Consider the following 16,687-nt stretch of genomic DNA (forward strand, 5'->3'; position numbering starts at 1 on the left):
GAATATGAGCGACAACGACGGAAAGAAACCTTTGGGTGTGCGTGGCGGCGGGTCCCGGCCGGGGAACGTGAAGCAGAGCTTCAGCCATGGCCGGACCAAGAACGTCGTGGTGGAAACCAAGCGCAAGCGCGTGGTCGTGCCGAAGGCGAGCCCGGGTGCATCCGCTGGCGCGGGTGGGTCGGGCAAATCGTCCGGTCCGGCAAGCTCTGCCAAGCGTCCTGCCGGGATTTCCGACGCCGAGATGGAGCGCCGGATGAAGGCGCTCTCCGCCGCCAAGGCGCGCGAGACCGAAGATGCCGCCAAGCGCGAGGCCGAGGAAAAGGCCCGCGAGGAAGAGCGTCTGCGCCGTCGCGAAGAAGCCGAGGCAAAGGAGCGCGAGCAGCGCGAGGCCGAAGAGCGTGCCCGCGCCAAGGCAGAAGACGACGAGCGCAAGAAGCTTGAAGCCGAGCAGGCCGCAGTTCAGGCCGCGACACCGCCCCCCTCAGAGCCGGACGTGGCCCCCGGACCTGCACGACAGGCACCCTCCAAGGCGGCCCCGGCTGCGCGCAAGCGTGAGGATGACGACAAGAGCAGTCGTCGTGGCAAGGGGCGTGGTGGTGAGGATGCCCGCCGCTCCGGCAAGCTGACGCTCAACCAGGCGCTTTCGGGCGGCGAAGGCGGGCGGCAGAAATCCATGGCGGCGATGAAGCGCAAGCAAGAGCGCGCGCGTCAGAAGGCCATGGGCGGTGCGCAAGAGCGTGAAAAGGTCGTGCGCGACGTGCAGCTGCCCGAGGTGATCGTTGTCTCGGAACTGGCGAACCGCATGGCCGAGCGCGTCGGTGACGTGGTCAAGGCCCTCATGCAGAATGGCATGATGGTCACGCAGAACCAGTCGGTCGACGCGGATACCGCAGAATTGATCATCGAGGAATTCGGCCACCGCGTCGTGCGTGTCAGCGACTCGGATGTGGAGGACGTCATCGCGCAGGTCGAGGACAAGGCCGAGGATCTCGTGTCGCGGCCTCCGGTGATCACCATCATGGGTCACGTTGACCACGGCAAGACCTCGCTTCTGGACGCGATCCGAGATGCCAAGGTCGTCGCTGGCGAGGCTGGTGGTATCACCCAGCATATCGGGGCGTATCAGGTCACCACCGACAGCGGCGCCGTGCTCAGCTTCCTCGACACGCCGGGCCACGCGGCCTTTACCTCGATGCGCTCTCGCGGGGCGCAGGTGACGGATATTGTCGTGCTTGTCGTTGCAGCCGATGATGCCGTGATGCCGCAGACCGTCGAGGCCATCAACCATGCCAAGGCGGCCAAGGTGCCGATGATCGTGGCGATCAACAAGGTCGATCTGCCTGCCGCCGATCCCGACAAGGTGCGCGCCGATCTGCTCCGTCACGAGGTGATCGTCGAGGCGATGTCGGGCGATGTGCAGGATGTGGAAGTGTCGGCGGTTACTGGCCAGGGTCTGGAAGAACTGCTCGAAGCGATCGCGCTGCAAGCCGAGATACTCGAACTCAAGGCCAATCCGAACCGTGCCGCCGAGGGGGCCGTGATCGAGGCGCAGCTTGACGTGGGCCGTGGCCCCGTTGCGACTGTTCTGGTCCAGAAAGGCACGCTGCAGCAGGGTGATATCTTTGTGGTGGGCGAGCAATACGGCAAGGTTCGCGCGCTGATCAACGACCGTGGCGAGCGCGTCAAGGAGGCCGGACCGTCGGTGCCGGTCGAGGTTCTGGGCCTGAACGGCACGCCCGAGGCGGGTGACGTTCTCAACGTCGTCGAGACCGAGGGTCAGGCCCGTGAGATCGCTGAATACCGCGCCGACGCGGCCAAGGAAAAACGCGCCGCTGCCGGGGCGGGCACCTCGCTCGAGCAGCTGTTGGCGAAGGCCAAGGAAGACGAGAACCTCAAGGAACTGCCCATCGTGGTCAAGGCCGACGTGCAGGGCTCTGCCGAGGCGATCGTGCAGGCGATGGAGAAGATCGGCAACGAAGAGGTGCGCGTCCGCGTGCTGCATTCGGGCGTCGGTGCGATCACCGAATCCGATATCGGTCTGGCCGAGGCCTCGGGCGCGCCGGTTCTGGGCTTCAACGTCCGGGCCAATGCGCCCGCGCGCAACAGCGCCAATCAGAAGGGTGTGGAGATCCGCTATTACTCGGTGATCTATGACCTCGTGGACGACGTGAAAGCGGCAGCCAGCGGCCTTCTGGGTGCGGAAATTCGCGAGAAGTTCATCGGCTATGCGACCATCAAGGAGGTCTTCAAGGTCTCCGGGGTTGGTCGTGTCGCGGGTTGTCTGGTCACCGAAGGCGTGGCGCGCCGCTCTGCCGGTGTGCGTCTGCTGCGTGACGATGTGGTGATCCACGAAGGCACGCTCAAGACGCTCAAGCGCTTCAAGGATGAGGTTGCCGAGGTGATCTCGGGTCAGGAATGCGGCATGGCGTTCGAGGCCTACGAGGATGTCCGCGAAGGCGACGTGATCGAGATCTTCGAGCGGGAAGAAATCACCCGCACACTTGCCTGATTGGCAGGACTTAACAGGAAAGGGCGGCTGGTTTCAGCCGCCCTTTTTCATGCCGGGTGGAAAACCGCTGGTGACGGGGGATGATGCGTCAGCGGCGCAGACGTCCCCGGATTTCCTGTAGGCGGAATGCCCCCAGTGCCTGCCCGAACAGACCGTAGGACAGTATGCCGGCGGTGATCAGCAGCAAAAGCGCCAGCCAACGCCATCCGGCTGCAGCAAAAAGGGGCCCGAGCACGGCACCTGCGCCCCAGACTGCGACCCCCATCAAGGCCGAGGCCAATACGATCCGCCACAGCCGCCGCCGGAACTGCAGATCAAAGCGCGCAACCTCCCCAAAGGCGCGCCCGCCGATTGCCAGTTGCCAGACCATGACCCAGGCCGCGACTGTGGTTGCCAGAGCTGCGGCAATCCAGCCCATCACGACCGAGAGGCCGACAGCGAGCGCCGCGTTGACGACCATTGCCACGACCGCGTAGCGAAACGGGCTTTTGGTGTCTTCGCGTGCGAAGAACACCGGTTGCAGGATCTTTTGCAGCACAAACGCGGGCAGCCCGAGGCCATAGATCGCCACCGCGATCGCCGTGGCCGCGCTGTCGTCGGCGCCAAACGCCCCACGCTCGAACAGCACCGTTACAAGTGGAAGCGGGATGACGACAAGGGCGACGGCGCATGGCACAGTCAGCGCGAGCGCCACCTCGCCCGCCCGCGACAGCGCGTAGCGCGCGCCGGTATCGTCCCCGGCCTTGAGCCGCCGGGACAGGTCAGGCAGCAGGACGATGCCAACCGCGATCCCGACAACCCCGAGAGGCAGCTGGTAGAGGCGGTCGGCGGAATAGAGCCAGCTTACCGCCTTGTCATAGTTCGAGGCCACAAGCTGCCCGACTACCAGATTGATCTGCACCACCCCACCGGCGAGGGCTGCCGGCACCGCGATGCGCACCAGTTGCGCCATCTCGGGTGTCCAGCGCGGACGCACCGGGCGGATGCGCAGACCGGCGCGGTTGGCGGCATGCCAGACCAGAGCCAGTTGAGCGATACCTGCAAATGGAATCGTCCAGACCAGAGCATTGGCGACCCCGCCCCCGAAAAAGGCAGTGGCCCCCATGGCGGCGATGAGCATCACGTTGAGTAGAACAGGCGCCGCCGCCGCAGCCGAAAAGCGCCCGGCAGCATTCAGCATCCCGGAAAAGAGCGCCGCCATTGAAATGAAGAGGATGTAGGGAAAAACGATGCGCCCGTATTCGATTGTGATCCCGAAACGCGCGTCTCCGGCAAAACCCTCGGCTGTGGCCCATACCAGCGCGGGCATGAACACCATTGCCAGCCCGGTCAACGCCAAAAGGACAAGCCCAAGCCCGGACAGCGCGAGCGAGGCAAAGCCCAACGGGTTCTCGTCGGCTTCCAGCCGCTTGGAGAACATCGGCACGAAGGCGGCGTTGAACGCGCCCTCGGCAAAGAAGCGACGGAACATGTTGGGCAGGCGGAACGCGGCGACAAAGGCGTCCATCAAGACGCCCGGCCCCAGAAAACTGGCAATCATCACGTCGCGGACAAAGCCCAGAATGCGGCTCATCATGGTCCAGCCGCCGACGGTAAGGATGCCGGAAAGCAGACGGACGGGTTTCATGGGCGGTGCTCCGGACTGGGCAATGCGGCAGGCTTAACCGATTGGTGGTAAGGGGGAAAGAGGCTAGCCCGGCAACAGCGGAATCATCGTGCCCGTGAGAAGGGCCACGTGTGTCTCTTGCCCGTCTTCAACCGCATGCACATCCGCCTGCACGATCACCAGACGACGTCCCGGCTTGATCACGCGGCCCCGCGCGATCAGGCGTTCGCCCCGTGCTGGCGCAAGCAGGTTGATCTTCATTTCGGTGGTCAGAACCTCGGATCCTTCGGGCATGACGCCAAGCGCGGCATAGCCTGCCGCACTGTCGCCGATGGCAAAGGTCAGGCCTGCATGGGCATAGCCGTGCTGTTGCAGGCTGCCTGGCAGAATCGGGGCTTCGATTCGGGCATGACCCGGCAGCACGGCGATCAGTTTCGCGCCGAGCGTGGCCATCATCGCCTGTGCATCAAAGCTTCGATGAATGGCCCTTTCTATGTCAGGGGATAATTTCTGATCAATTCCCATTGCCCATCTTTCGTTTCAGATGTCACGATATTGTGGTCAAGCAATCGTGTGAATGCTTGGATTTGGATTTCGTCGCTGATAAATGCACGTCTAGCGATAAATGGTAAGGGTCTTGGTTTGAAGTGGTCTGAGCTCAGACAGCATATGTCAGAGACCTGGGCCGGGTTGGTCTCTCCGTTGACGCTGTCGATATTGGCAACGGCCTGCGTCACTGCGGTGGTCGCCGGGCCGTTCGGCACCTACGACACGATGATGTGGCCGACGCGTCTTGCCTATTGGGGACTCGTGATCGGGCTTGGCATTCTGATTGGCGGTTTCGTTCGGGCAATCAAGAAAACGGTTTGTCATTCGAGTCACCCGGCGATTTTCGACATCGGGGCCAGTGTGATGACCAGCGCGGCTCTCGCCCCCGTCATCTGGTTTCTTCGAGGCGCGTTCGACCCTGTCCTGTCGCACACGGATCTCAATATCGTCAGTATCGGTTTCAATACCCTGCTGATCGTTGCCGGTATTTTCGTGCTGCGTCGCCAGATCGGGGCGGAGCAACCGACCAGCTATTGGCGGCGGACCCGTTTGTCAGATGTGCCGGTGACTCGGTTGCATCGACGTATGTCCGACTGGCCCGATTCCGAAATCATGCGCCTGTCGGCCAATGATCATTTCGTTGATGTGGCGACGCCGCATGGCGTCGAGACACTCCGCCTCAGGCTAAGCGACGCGATTGCGGAGATGGAGCCGGTCGAAGGGGTCTGCACACATCGCTCGCATTGGGTCGCGCTGCGGGCAATCGACCGGATCGAACGCGATGCAGGAAAGATATATGTGATCCTGCGCAATGGGGATCGTGTTCCTGTCAGCCGCAAGTACCGCGTAAGGCTGGAGGATGTCGGTCTTTTGGAACGTCAGGACGGGGCAGGTCAAGGCGGATAACCGGCTTGCGGCTTCGGTGACTGCGATGCGCGTCTGTGGATCAGGCGCCTTGCCGGTTTTCAACCGGGGGTTTCGCATTTGGCCTTGCGAGGTCATGGCGTGCTGTTAATCTCGATACATCATGGTGCCGCCCCTGAGGCGGAGAATTGGGAAGCCGGTGAAAGACCGGCGCTGCCCCCGCAACGGTAAGGGAGGGCATCACGGCAATACGCCACTGAGCCGCGCAAGGGCTTGGGAAGGTGCCGTGCTGCATGGGTTGATCGCCCGCCACTCAAGCCCGGAAACCAGCCATGGTAAACGTCGAATCGCGGGGGGCGATGCGGGCGTGTGCGCCCTGCGCCGCGACCCTCAGCCTGCTCTTCGCCCCATCTGGCCCGGGGTGTGGCCGGGGAGAAGAAGCCATGACTGTAACACGCATCATCGACGCCCTTGAAGAAAGTCCCGCAGCGGGGGCGCAGGCCTGTGCGGCCGGGCGACTGGGTTTTCTGGAATGGGTGTTTGACACGCCGGGACCGGTGACCGCGCAGATGGCCCGTGAGGCGCTTGCCGAACCGGCGGCTCAGGCCCCCAAGAGCGCGGCTGCACGGGCCTTTGTGGGGTTTCTCGAAGAGGCCTGCGCCTCTATTGGGGCGCGGCCCGCGCGACGCAGGCGCGGGCAGTTGGTGCACTGATCGCCGTCAGTGGATGATCTCTTCCTCACGGACGAACATGTTGTCCCACGCCCGGTCAATTAGGTTTGGTGACATCTGGTAGGGGATGCCCTCAAATTCGCAGATCGCAATCATCTGGTCGATCAGGAAGATCGGCTGATAGTTGGCATAGACGTTGTCGATCGTCGGGTATTTTTCCTTGATCAGGTGGATGAGCGCCTCTTCGTCGAGGGGGATGCCCTTCTTGCGGGCCACCATGGCGAAGATTTTGAGGAAATCCGATTGGCAGGGGCCGTCGATCTTGATCTTGTAGAAAATCCGGCGCAGTGCGGCCTTGTCGAAGATCTTGTTGGGGTGGAAGTTGGTCGAGAAGATCACCAGCGTGTCGAACGGCACCTCGAATTTCTCGCCCGATTGAAGGGCAAGAATGTCCTTGGATTCTTCCAGTGGAACGATCCAGCGGTTGACCAGTGCCTGCGGCGGTTCCGCCTGACGGCCAAGGTCGTCAACGATGAAGATGCCGCCGGTCGATTTGAGCTGAAGCGGGGCCTGATAGGTGCGCGCGGTCGGGTTGTAGACCAGATCGAGCATCGACAGGCTGAGTTCGCCGCCGGTGATCACCGTGGGCCGTTCGCAGCGCACATAGCGTGTATCAAAGGTGCGTTTGCGGCGCAGCGAGTTGGGGTCGTCCACCTCGACCTCGGCCTTGGAATGTACGATCGGGTCATAGACGGTGATGACCTGGCCGGAATATTCGATGGCCCGGGGCACATAGATCTTGTCCCCCATGGCGTCACGGATACCGTTCGAGATCGAGGATTTACCGTTGCCCGGCGGACCATACATCAGCACCGAGCGCCCGGCGCTCACGGCCGGCCCGAGATGGTCGAGCAAAGATTCGGGCAGGATCAGATGCCCCATTGCGTTGGTCAGCTGTTCGCGGGTAATCTGGATATTGCGGATCGACTGGCGCTTTACCTGCTCACGGTAGACGGCAAGCGGTACGGGCATTGCGCCGAAATATTCCGACTGGCTTAGGGCGTCGAGCGCGCGGGATTTGCCCGCATCGGTCAACTGATAGCCCATCTCGCCGCCGGAGGTGGCGTTGAGTGTGCCGGTCGCCTCGAGTAGGCGCTGCGTGCGTGCCATGTCCACCAGTTCCTGCGTGACCGCGCGCGGCAGGCAGATCGCTTCGGCTAGCTCGCTGACCATGTCGAGGTTCTTGCGGAACATCGTCTTGAGAAGAATGTCGCGCATCATCACGACAGGAATTTGCATGTCCTCGATGCTGGTTGGTGGCGGTGGGGGCTGCACGCCCGCGGAGACTTGCATGTTCATGGTAATTGCCTGCCCTGCGTGGTCATCGACTCGCAAGAACCATGACCACCAATCGTGCAGAAATTAAGGAGAGCATCGGGCGGATCGGGGGCGCTCAGCTCCCGTATATGGTACCAAGCCCGAGATAGAGCGCCAGTGTCGGGCCAAGCGCCAGTCCCATAGGGAACTTCTTGGTCATCTGCCAGCTTGCCCAGTCCGGCGTGATCCGGCGTAAAGGGCTATACATCGCGATCCGGTGCGTCGCGAAAGCGGCGATCAGGACCGCCGCGAAGAGCAGGCAGAGGAGTGCTGCATCACCCAGCACGACAAAGGGGCCTGCGGCCGCGATGAACTTGGCATCCCCCGCCCCCATGACACCGATCGCATTGGCCAGCATCCCCACCACCAGCAGAACCGCGAGATGTGAAAAGCGCCAAGCATATTCCGGCAGGGGCAAGACCCAAAGACCAACCAGCACAAAGGTCGCCAGCAGCGCCAGAACCGCGATGTTGGGAATCTTCATGCTACGCATGTCGCTCAGGGCAACCCAGGCGCAGATCGGCACGACAAATGGCAGGAACCAGAGCGCGGCGCGGGCGGTGATTTCGAGTGTCATGGCGTCTGTCAGCCGGCCTTGTTCTCAAGTGCCCGCAGGCTGCGCACCGCTTCCTCGAAATGCTGTGGATGGGTTTCGACCGCGTCCTTCAACAGGCCTTGTCCAATGGTGGTGTCACCTTGTTTCACTGCGGACAAACCGAGCGTATAGAGCAGCTGTGCGCGTTCCACCTGCGTGACGGGCAGGACCGGCAGGGCATAGTTGCGCTGCGCCCCGCGTGCCAGAACGAGATTGTTCTTTGCAGTGAACAGCGATGGATCCTGGCGTACGGCATCGGTAAAGAGTCGCTCGGCCCCTTCGAAATCCCCGCGCGAGAGTTTGGAATATCCCCAGTTGTTCATCACATTGGCGGGCTGTGTCGTCAGCCCGACGGCCGTCTCATAGAAACTGTCGGCCTTTTTCCAATCCTTCTCGCTATCGGCGATCATCGCTTCGAGGCGGTAGCGTTTGAATGTCTCGTGGGTTGGCGGAACACCGTCGAGCACGTCGCCCGCACGCTCCCATTCGTTGTTGCGGATCAGCGCATCGGCATGGTTCACGTGATCGGCATGGGTCGCGTCTTTGTGCTTGGTCACGTTGGCCCATGCGGCAACGGCTTCGGTGTTGCGTTTCGCCCGGACGAGCGAGCTGGCAAGACCGCGCTGCAGGTCAAGCCGGTCAGGCTTTTCCCCAACCGCGCGCTGGAAATAGGATACCGCCTCATTTGGGTCAGAGGCTGTCAGCATCACATCGTTGAGATTGGTTTCATCAATGACGTTGATGTCCTGAAAGGCGCGATCAACCTCGTTGCCAGCGGTTTGCTCACATGCAGACAGGGCGAATGCCCCTGCTGCACACAGGGAAATCAGGATAGGGTGGCGCATTTTTGCGTCCTTTTACTGCCTCGGCCTCGTCATGGTATCTTGCGGATCAGGTATTCGCTGCTGCCCCGCCGTACCACTTTATAGTCTTGTTCTTCGTCAGCACCATACTCGGAATTTTCCGATTTTGCGAGTGCCAAACGCAAATTGTCGCGAATTGCGTCGCTTTCGCCATCATCGAGCGCATAGGCCCGCCTCAGAATCTGTTCAGCCTCGGGATAATTGCCCTGTTCGACAAGAACGACGCCCAGATTATTCCAGGTCTCGGGCGTTGCATCGTCGCCCTCGATCGCGCGCCGCAAGAGGCGTTCTGCGCTGCCAAGCCGTCCGAGGGCAAGATTGGCGCTGCCCAGGCCCGCCAGGACATCCGCTGTCATGCCTTGGTCCAGAGCGGCGCGGCTATAGGCCTTTTGCGCCAATTCAAACTCGCCCGCATCCATCAATCGATGCCCAACGAGAAGGCCGTCGACGCCTGTTGCGCCGGGTGCGGGGCCAGGGGCGAAGGGGCCATTATCCGGCTGCTGACCCAGACATCCGGCAAGGAAGAGACAGGTGAGCAGAACAAGCGCCGCTTTCGGGCTGGCCTGTTGCATTTTCGCGCGGAAAGCCCGTTGCTGCCCTCTCCGAAAATGCCCTGTCATGTCGCCCCGTTTTTTATCTCTCGGCCATCGCGAACAGTTCCATGATCCCGAGCGCGGATGGACCGACCAGAATGATCAGCAATGGTGGCACTGTAAGCATCATTGTCGCCAATGTCATCTTGGTCGGCAGCTTGTTGGCCTTTTCCTCGGCGCGCATGACCCGTTTGTCACGCATCTCGGCTGCATAGACGCGCAGCGCCTCGCCGATCGATGTGCCGAAGGTCTGCGACTGGATCAGAACGGTGACAAAGCTCGAGATATCCTGCACGCCGCAGCGTTCACCCATCTCGTTGAGCACCGATGCCTTGTCCCGGCCGGCCTTGATCTGCAAGGCCACGATCTCGTATTCCTCGGCCAAGGCGGGATAGGATGCCTGGATTTCCTTCGAGACGCGGATGATTGCCTGATCGAGAGACTGTCCCGCCTCGATGCACACAAGCATCATGTCGAGACTGTCGGGAAAGCCGTCCTGAATTTCTTCCTGGCGCTGTTGCTGGCGTTTGGTCACCCAATATTTCGGCAGCATGTATCCCACGCCGCCGGGCCCGAGCACGTAGAGCACCATCTCTTTCGGTCCGGTGTCGTCGCCTGACACAAACACCAGGAAATAGATCAGCCCGAGCACGAGCAGCCCGAGGGCGAGCGTCAGTTGCACGAAGTGGAAGTAACGCACCGCGTCGCTATGCCGATAGCCTGCCTGCATAAGCGTGAGACGCATCGCGCTGAGTTGCTTGGCGTCCTGCGGTTCGAGGAACCCGGCATATTTGTCGAGCTTCTTGTTCTTTGCCCCGGCGCGCAGGCTGGCCTTGCCCAAATCTTGTGTTGCGCCTGCGGCGTTGCTCTTTTTGAGCTTTTCGAGCGGGTCCTGCCGCTGGTTGATCATCAGAGGAATGACGAGGAGCACCAGCATCAGCCCGAGCGCGCCAACGGCGATCATCGGGCCGAAGTCGCCAAACGTATCGGTCAGCATAGTGTTGATTGTGGTTAGGAATTGCATTTTGGGCCCCTCAGACCTTGATGTTCACAAGTGCGCGCATGACGATCAGATTAAGCACAAGGAACGTGCCAACCACCAGAACGGCGGGGATGAAGAACGGGTGCAGCATCGCCTCGTCATAGTAATCAGGCTTGAGCAGCTGGATGCCCATCAGTGCAAAGAGGGGAAACCCCGAGAGGAAGTTCCCCGACCACTTTGCCTCGGCGGTGATTGCCTTGACCCGGCGGAAGAGACGGAACCGGGCACGGATCACCTTGGCCAGACCGGCCAGGATTTCTGCGAGGTTGCCGCCCGATTGCTGCTGAATGGTCACCGCGACCGCGAGAAAGCGCACGTCCTGCATGTCGAGACGTTCTGCCATATCCTTGAGCGCCTCGCCCATGTCCCGGCCATAGGTTGCCTCATCGGCGATGATGCCGAACTCGGTGGCGAGAGGATCGGATACCTCACTGGCCACGATGGCCACGGCAGACGAAAACGGATGCCCCACGCGCAGGCTTCGCACCATGAGTTCGATCGCATCGGGCAGCTGTTCTTCCAGGAGGGCCATACGCTTGCCGGCCTTCATGTTGATCCAGGTGAATATGCCGCCCACGCCCATGCCAATGGACACAAGAATACGCACCGGAAGTGCCGTGCCGGTCCCGATGGTCAGGCCAAGGAAGGCCAGAATGCTGACCCCGATCATCAGCAGGATCAGCTGTTTGGGGGTAAAGGCGATGGCCGCCTTCTGCGCCTTGTTCGACAGGATCGAGTATAGCGGAACCTTGCGCGCCTTGAGATGCTGTTGCATCTCCTTGCGCAATTTCTCCATGACCTCTTCGCGGTTACCGGTCTTGTCCAGCATTTCCAGACGCCGGTTGACCCGGTTGTTCAGGCTGATGGAGCGCCCGAAAACCGTGAGGTAGATACCTTCGACAAGGACGAGAACGCCGATGAAGATCAGGCCGTAAATGATTACTTCTGCATTGAGGGCCATCTGCGTTACTCCGCTGCAATCGGTTCATAGATGGCCGGGGGCAGGTCGTAGCCCCAAAGGCGGAAGCGCTCGGAATAGTTGGAGCGCACGCCCGTGCCGGTGAAATGGCCGATGATCTTGTTGTCCGGTGTCAGGCCGACACGCTGAAAGCGGAAGATTTCCTGCATCGAGATCACGTCGCCCTCCATCCCGGTAACCTCGGTGATCGAGGTCATCCGGCGCGAGCCGTCCTGAAGGCGGCTGGCCTGTACGATGAGGTTGACGGCGCTCGCGATCTGGCTGCGCACGGCCTTGAGCGGCATTTCGATACCCGCCATTGCGACCATGTTCTCCATCCGGCTGATGCCGTCGCGCGGGTTGTTGGCGTGGATCGTCGTCATCGAGCCGTCGTGGCCGGTGTTCATGGCCTGCAGCATGTCGATCACTTCCTCGCCGCGCGTCTCACCGACGATGATCCGGTCGGGGCGCATGCGCAGTGCGTTCTTGAGACAGTCACGCGGGCTCACCTCGCCCTTGCCCTCGACGTTCGGCGGGCGGCTTTCCATCCGGCCGACATGAATCTGTTGCAGTTGGAGTTCGGCGGTGTCCTCGATGGTGAGGATACGCTCCGCATTGTCGATGAAGGACGACAGTGCGTTGAGGGTCGTGGTCTTACCCGAGCCCGTACCGCCAGAGACGACAATGTTCAGCCGGGTCGCGACGGCGGCCTGAAGATAGGCGGCCATTTCCTCGGAGAAGGCCCCGAAGCTTACCAGATCGTCGATCCCCAACTTGTCTTTCTTGAACTTACGAATCGAGACGAGGCTGCCATCGACCGCGACCGGTGGCACCATCGCGTTGAATCGCGAGCCGTCCGCGAGACGGGCATCGACATAGGGGTTCGATTCGTCCACGCGGCGGCCCACGGCGCTGACGATCTTGTCGATGATGCGCAGCAGGTGACGTTCATCCTTGAAGGTGACGTCGCTGAGTTCGAGCTTGCCCGCGCGCTCGATGAAAATCTGATGTGGCCCGTTCACGAGGATGTCGTTGACCGTGTCGTCCTTGAGCAGAGTTTCAAGCGGACCGAGCCCCTTGACCTCGTCGTAGAGTTCCTGCGTGAGAACGGCCCGGTCCTCGCGATTGAAGACGATGCCCTTTTCCTCGAGGATTTCGCCGGCGATGGAGCTGATCTCGGCGCGCAGATCGGTCTCCGTCGCGGTGTCGAGCGCGGCGAGGTTCAGGTGGTCCAGAAGCGCACGGTGCAGTTCGATCTTGATCTCGCCCATCCGCTCCTTGCGCTTGCGCTCCTTGTCCATCGGCTCTGACACCGCGGCAGGCTTTTGCGGGGGTTTGCGAAACGACTGTGCCGCCGCTGCCTCAAGAGGCGCGGTCTTGGCAACTTCGGCGACCGGAGATGCGGTCGTGACCTTCGTCGGTGTCGATTTCTTGTAGCGCGAGAACATCGGCTCAGTCCTTTCTTACGCCGCTTCGGCGTCATCCTTGCCAAGCGCGTGCAGCGATGCGGCGAGCTTGGCGATTTCGCGACGCAAGGGATTCTTGGCGGCACTCGACGCAAGCGGCAGACCATGATCGCAACTTTGCGAGACCGCACGCCCGCCATCGGGCAGTTGGATCTCTATTGCGATCTCGAGGGTTTCAGCCATGCGTTTCACGCGGCTCTTCCCGTTGAGATCGGTGAATTTCGGGGCGCGATTGAGACAGTAGCGCAGCTTTTCGATCGGCAGATCTTCCGATTGCAACGCGCGTTTCACCCGCACCGCATTCTGCGCCGAGCGCATGTCGAGCTCCATTGTGGCGAAGTAGATCTGACAGTTGTTGAGCACCGCCTCGGTCCATTGCACCAGGGTATTCGGCATATCGACGATCACGTAGTCGAAATGCCTGCGTGCCATGTTCAGAACCCGCGTCACATCCTCGGAGTTGATCATGTCGAGGGGCAGGATATCCGCAGGCGCGGTCAGCACACGCATCTTGTCCTCGAAGCTGACGAGGGCCTGCCGGAACACGTCGTCGTCCAGAATTTCGGTATCCGACCACATCTCGAACACGACATCACGGCGCGGCAGATCGAGGAAGGTCGAGACAGAGCCGAACTGAAGGCTGAGATCGAGGATTCCGACCTGCGGCGGCTTTGCCTTGTCCGCATTTGCCAGTTCCCATGCGAGATTGACGGCAAATGTGGAGGCACCGGTGCCCCCGGCAAGGCCCTGCACGGCGAGGATCACGCCATCACCTTCGGTCGGAGGGGCATGTTGGGCCTTGGTCGCGTGCGATACAACGGTCGTGGAGGGTTTCTTGAGGCGATCAATTGCCGCCTGCAATTCGCCCTCGGGCAGTGGGTATGGCACGAACTCATCCGCGCCGTTGCGCAACAACTGATGCAGGGCGGCCGGGCTGACATCCTCGGCGATCAGGATGGTCTTGATCCCGCTCTTGCTGGCAAGGGCGATGACTTCGCCCAGCAAGGAAAGATCTTCCTCGTCCGTCTGGTCAATTGCGATCGCGACGAATTCGAGGGATTCCGCCTCGGGCTGATTGAGAAAGGCGAGGGCCTCGGCAAATCCAAGGTCACCCCAGCTCTCGCCAAGGGCGGTCTCCATATCCTCGATCAACAGATCAAAGTTCTGCACATCCCGACTGATGGTGCAGGCAAGGATCGGTGCCGGATCGGTCTGCTTCATCACACTACTCGTCATTGAATCCGTCCTGTAATTGCCCCACTCAATGAGAGTTTCACGCGGATCGCCCAGCCTTTACGGCATGGCCCGAGCCGCGCGCATCATGTGGCGGGGACGCTCGATACCGATGAACATGACTGGAAATATTGGCGACATTTGGGCCAAAAGATCGTAATTGTTGGATCGATGGATACAAAAGAACCCGCCATTTCAGGGCGGGTTCGAGGTGGTCCGGACCAAACCGGACGTGGAGATTCGTGGCCTCGTGTCTATTCGCCGGAGGTTTCCGCACTAGAGGTTTTCACATTGGACTGGGCTGTGCCGCTGGCAACATACTCGCGGTAGACGACCGACGCGTATTTTCCGTCCATGATGATCGGGTGCGATTTAACGAAACCAGTCACCTCGGTCACGGTGCGACGGTTGCGTCTTTCGCGGCCATCGGTAACGATCAGCGGCTGCGTTTCGCCGAACGAAGCCACCGCCTCCAGGCGCGACCGGCTGATACCCTGGCTGGTGAGGAAGGCCACCACCGCCTGCGCGCGGCGCATGCCGAGCGACTTGTTGTAACTGTTTGAACCGACCGCATCGGTATGACCGTAGACGCGGAACCGCACCTCGGGGAACTGCCTGATCCAATGGGCCTGTTCGCGCAGGGTGTCGCGAGCGCCCTCGTCGAGGACGGCCGAATTGAAGGCGAAATTCACCGTGCTCAGCACCTCGTTGGAAAACCGGCGCGACAGGTCATGTACGTAGCTGCGGTCCCCGGTCATGACCATGTGGTTGTTCATGGCCGCCGCGCCGAAGCTGCCGTTATCCACCAGCGAGCCCGCCTCTCCGAAGTAGGAGCGGTAGACGTCGCCGTCGGGCGGCGCACAGGCCGTGACGGCGATCAGGCCAGTGATTGCAAGATAGTTCTTCATCGCCCAACCCTTTCCCTAGTCCATCACGTAGCCATAAGAGCCGGTGAAGTCCTGCTTGGCAACCTCGCCGACCGCGCCGCTCTGTTTCGCACCGCGCGCGACACGACCGTTCAGGAACAGGTCGGCCTCTGTCGGCAGTTTCACCCGGTCCGTCGGCAGTGCGAGTGCCTCACCCCGTGTGGGCGAAACGAGATGCGCGGAGACGATGATAACCAGTTCTGTTTGCGAGCGATTGTATTCGGCGCTGCGGAACAAGGCTCCAAGCACCGGAATGTCACCGAGCCAAGGCACCTGCGCGTTATTGTCACGGAAATCGTCCTGCAAAAGGCCTGCAATCGCAAAGCTCTCGCCGTCGCGCAGCGAGACCGTGGTCGAGGTATCGCGACGGCGGAAGGCCGGCACGTTTAGTCCGTTGGTCGTGAGCGAGTTTGCAGTGTCGATAGAGGACACGGCCGCCGCCATTTCAAGGTTGATGACATCTTCCTCGAGAACACGGGGAATGAAATTCAACTCGACGCCAAAAGGCTTGAATTCGATGGAGGTCGTATCGTTATCCTGCGCAACCGGGATCGGAAACTCGCCACCGGCAAGAAACGTGGCCTCCTGCCCGGAGAGGGCCGTCAAGTTCGGCTCAGCAAGGGTTCTCACGATGCCTTTTTGCTCAAAGGCCTCTATCAGGATGCCCAGTTCGGCAGACCCGATGTCCAGCCCCAGGAACAGACCGGCCTGTGAGGATGGTTGCAACGTGACCGGCGGCGTGCTGTTGGCAATAAGGTTGCCTGACTCGAGTGCTCCAAAAACGCCGCTGTTGGTGAGATTGCTTACCGAAAGAGCGGCGCTCAGAGATTTGGCGACGTTGCGCTGCATTTCCGCAAAGCGCACCTTGAGCATGACCTGCTGCTTGCCGGAGACCGACATCAGGTTCGACACCCGCTCGGGCGCGTAGCGCTCGGCGAGTTCAAGCGCGCGTTCCAACCGGCCCGCGCTCGACACCGTACCGGACAGAACGATGCCGTCATTGGCGGTGCGCACCTCAATCTGCTCTCCGGGCAGGACTTGCCGCAGGCGTTCCTTGAATTCGGAAATATCGGTGCTGACATGCACCTCGATATTCGTGATCAGCTGCCCTGTTCCATCGAACAGGCTGAGCGTGGTGCGCCCCGGTGCCTTGCCGAGTACATAGATGGTGCGATCCGACAGGGTCGAGAAATCGGCGATCGCCGGATTGGCGATGCTGAGTTCCGCAAACGGGACTTCGCTTTCGACGACAACTGCGCGGCTCATTGAAACACTGAGGTTGCTCGTTGCTCCGCCGCGCAGGACACGCACGTCTTGTGCCTGCGATACGGTCGCAAGCGGACTCGCGCCGACTGCCAGCCCGAATAGGGCGGCGATTGCGTAACTTCTCATTTTCATGTGACCTGCCTTTCCGATCACGCCTCATTTTCTCAGG

15 protein-coding genes and 1 riboswitch are annotated in these 16,687 nt (G+C 61.2%); of the genes, 3 read left to right on the plus strand and 12 right to left on the minus strand.

Annotation, left to right across the window (positions count from 1 at the left end; genetic code table 11):
• Positions 1 to 4 precede the first annotated feature (4 nt).
• On the plus strand, positions 5 to 2,509 hold the full coding sequence (gene infB / locus PVU19_RS01345; protein WP_274789864.1) for a translation initiation factor IF-2: 2,505 nt from the start codon (positions 5 to 7) through the stop codon (positions 2,507 to 2,509).
• Between the two features lie 88 nt (positions 2,510 to 2,597).
• Here infB and murJ read toward each other — a convergent pair whose 3' ends face one another.
• On the minus strand, positions 2,598 to 4,136 hold the full coding sequence (gene murJ / locus PVU19_RS01350) for a murein biosynthesis integral membrane protein MurJ (protein ID WP_050664489.1): 1,539 nt from the start codon (positions 4,134 to 4,136) through the stop codon (positions 2,598 to 2,600).
• Between the two features lie 63 nt (positions 4,137 to 4,199).
• Complete coding sequence (locus PVU19_RS01355; protein WP_274789865.1) at positions 4,200 to 4,568, minus strand: PaaI family thioesterase; 369 nt, start codon at positions 4,566 to 4,568, stop codon at positions 4,200 to 4,202.
• Between the two features lie 216 nt (positions 4,569 to 4,784).
• Between PVU19_RS01355 and PVU19_RS01360 the strand changes: the two genes are divergently transcribed.
• Both PVU19_RS01360 and PVU19_RS01365 read left to right on the plus strand, forming a co-directional pair.
• Positions 4,785 to 5,570 (plus strand): LytTR family DNA-binding domain-containing protein, encoded by a 786-nt coding sequence (locus tag PVU19_RS01360; protein ID WP_274789866.1) that lies wholly within the window; start codon positions 4,785 to 4,787, stop codon positions 5,568 to 5,570.
• 105 nt (positions 5,571 to 5,675) lie between these two features.
• Positions 5,676 to 5,877: riboswitch (cobalamin riboswitch) on the plus strand.
• 94 nt (positions 5,878 to 5,971) lie between these two features.
• A complete protein-coding gene (locus tag PVU19_RS01365) occupies positions 5,972 to 6,241 on the plus strand; it encodes a hypothetical protein (RefSeq protein WP_050664013.1) in 270 nt (89 codons plus the stop codon).
• Between the two features lie 6 nt (positions 6,242 to 6,247).
• On the opposite strand, the gene PVU19_RS01370 is transcribed toward PVU19_RS01365, so the two are convergent.
• From PVU19_RS01370 to PVU19_RS01415, 10 genes are all read right to left on the minus strand, one after another.
• Positions 6,248 to 7,558, minus strand: a complete 1,311-nt coding sequence (locus PVU19_RS01370; protein WP_050664012.1) for an ATPase — start codon at positions 7,556 to 7,558, stop codon at positions 6,248 to 6,250.
• Positions 7,559 to 7,652: 94 nt separating this feature from the next.
• Complete coding sequence (locus PVU19_RS01375; RefSeq protein ID WP_050664011.1) at positions 7,653 to 8,153, minus strand: prepilin peptidase; 501 nt, start codon at positions 8,151 to 8,153, stop codon at positions 7,653 to 7,655.
• 8 nt (positions 8,154 to 8,161) lie between these two features.
• Entirely contained in the window at positions 8,162 to 9,016 is an 855-nt protein-coding gene (locus tag PVU19_RS01380) for a tetratricopeptide repeat protein (RefSeq protein WP_050664010.1), read from the minus strand.
• Positions 9,017 to 9,045: 29 nt separating this feature from the next.
• Positions 9,046 to 9,606 (minus strand): tetratricopeptide repeat protein, encoded by a 561-nt coding sequence (locus PVU19_RS01385; protein ID WP_050664009.1) that lies wholly within the window; start codon positions 9,604 to 9,606, stop codon positions 9,046 to 9,048.
• Between the two features lie 61 nt (positions 9,607 to 9,667).
• Positions 9,668 to 10,651 (minus strand): type II secretion system F family protein, encoded by a 984-nt coding sequence (locus PVU19_RS01390; protein WP_050664008.1) that lies wholly within the window; start codon positions 10,649 to 10,651, stop codon positions 9,668 to 9,670.
• 10 nt (positions 10,652 to 10,661) lie between these two features.
• A complete protein-coding gene (locus PVU19_RS01395; RefSeq protein WP_050664007.1) occupies positions 10,662 to 11,630 on the minus strand; it encodes a type II secretion system F family protein in 969 nt (322 codons plus the stop codon).
• Between the two features lie 5 nt (positions 11,631 to 11,635).
• Entirely contained in the window at positions 11,636 to 13,075 is a 1,440-nt protein-coding gene (locus PVU19_RS01400) for a TadA family conjugal transfer-associated ATPase (RefSeq protein ID WP_050664006.1), read from the minus strand.
• Positions 13,076 to 13,090: 15 nt separating this feature from the next.
• Entirely contained in the window at positions 13,091 to 14,329 is a 1,239-nt protein-coding gene (locus PVU19_RS01405; protein WP_050664005.1) for a CpaE/TadZ family protein, read from the minus strand.
• Between the two features lie 251 nt (positions 14,330 to 14,580).
• The gene (locus PVU19_RS01410; RefSeq protein ID WP_050664004.1) at positions 14,581 to 15,234 is read right to left on the minus strand and encodes an OmpA family protein; all 654 of its coding nucleotides are present in this window, start codon (positions 15,232 to 15,234) and stop codon (positions 14,581 to 14,583) included.
• A gap of 15 nt (positions 15,235 to 15,249) precedes the next feature.
• On the minus strand, positions 15,250 to 16,650 hold the full coding sequence (locus tag PVU19_RS01415; protein ID WP_050664003.1) for a type II and III secretion system protein family protein: 1,401 nt from the start codon (positions 16,648 to 16,650) through the stop codon (positions 15,250 to 15,252).
• Positions 16,651 to 16,687: the final 37 nt, after the last annotated feature.

The organism is Roseovarius tolerans (assembly GCF_028885395.1).
Lineage (GTDB): Bacteria > Pseudomonadota > Alphaproteobacteria > Rhodobacterales > Rhodobacteraceae > Roseovarius > Roseovarius tolerans.

Bases quoted from the DNA above. Each gene is read 5' to 3' on its own strand.
- infB (WP_274789864.1), top strand. From the start codon at position 5: ATGAGCGACAACGACGGAAAGAAACCTTTGGGTGTGCGTGGCGGCGGG.
- murJ (WP_050664489.1), bottom strand. From the start codon at position 4,136: ATGAAACCCGTCCGTCTGCTTTCCGGCATCCTTACCGTCGGCGGCTGG.
- PVU19_RS01355 (WP_274789865.1), bottom strand. From the start codon at position 4,568: ATGGCCACGCTCGGCGCGAAACTGATCGCCGTGCTGCCGGGTCATGCC.
- PVU19_RS01360 (WP_274789866.1), top strand. From the start codon at position 4,785: ATGTCAGAGACCTGGGCCGGGTTGGTCTCTCCGTTGACGCTGTCGATA.
- PVU19_RS01365 (WP_050664013.1), top strand. From the start codon at position 5,972: ATGACTGTAACACGCATCATCGACGCCCTTGAAGAAAGTCCCGCAGCG.
- PVU19_RS01370 (WP_050664012.1), bottom strand. From the start codon at position 7,558: ATGAACATGCAAGTCTCCGCGGGCGTGCAGCCCCCACCGCCACCAACC.
- PVU19_RS01375 (WP_050664011.1), bottom strand. From the start codon at position 8,153: ATGACACTCGAAATCACCGCCCGCGCCGCGCTCTGGTTCCTGCCATTT.
- PVU19_RS01380 (WP_050664010.1), bottom strand. From the start codon at position 9,016: ATGCGCCACCCTATCCTGATTTCCCTGTGTGCAGCAGGGGCATTCGCC.
- PVU19_RS01385 (WP_050664009.1), bottom strand. From the start codon at position 9,606: ATGCAACAGGCCAGCCCGAAAGCGGCGCTTGTTCTGCTCACCTGTCTC.
- PVU19_RS01390 (WP_050664008.1), bottom strand. From the start codon at position 10,651: ATGCAATTCCTAACCACAATCAACACTATGCTGACCGATACGTTTGGC.
- PVU19_RS01395 (WP_050664007.1), bottom strand. From the start codon at position 11,630: ATGGCCCTCAATGCAGAAGTAATCATTTACGGCCTGATCTTCATCGGC.
- PVU19_RS01400 (WP_050664006.1), bottom strand. From the start codon at position 13,075: ATGTTCTCGCGCTACAAGAAATCGACACCGACGAAGGTCACGACCGCA.
- PVU19_RS01405 (WP_050664005.1), bottom strand. From the start codon at position 14,329: ATGACGAGTAGTGTGATGAAGCAGACCGATCCGGCACCGATCCTTGCC.
- PVU19_RS01410 (WP_050664004.1), bottom strand. From the start codon at position 15,234: ATGAAGAACTATCTTGCAATCACTGGCCTGATCGCCGTCACGGCCTGT.
- PVU19_RS01415 (WP_050664003.1), bottom strand. From the start codon at position 16,650: ATGAAAATGAGAAGTTACGCAATCGCCGCCCTATTCGGGCTGGCAGTC.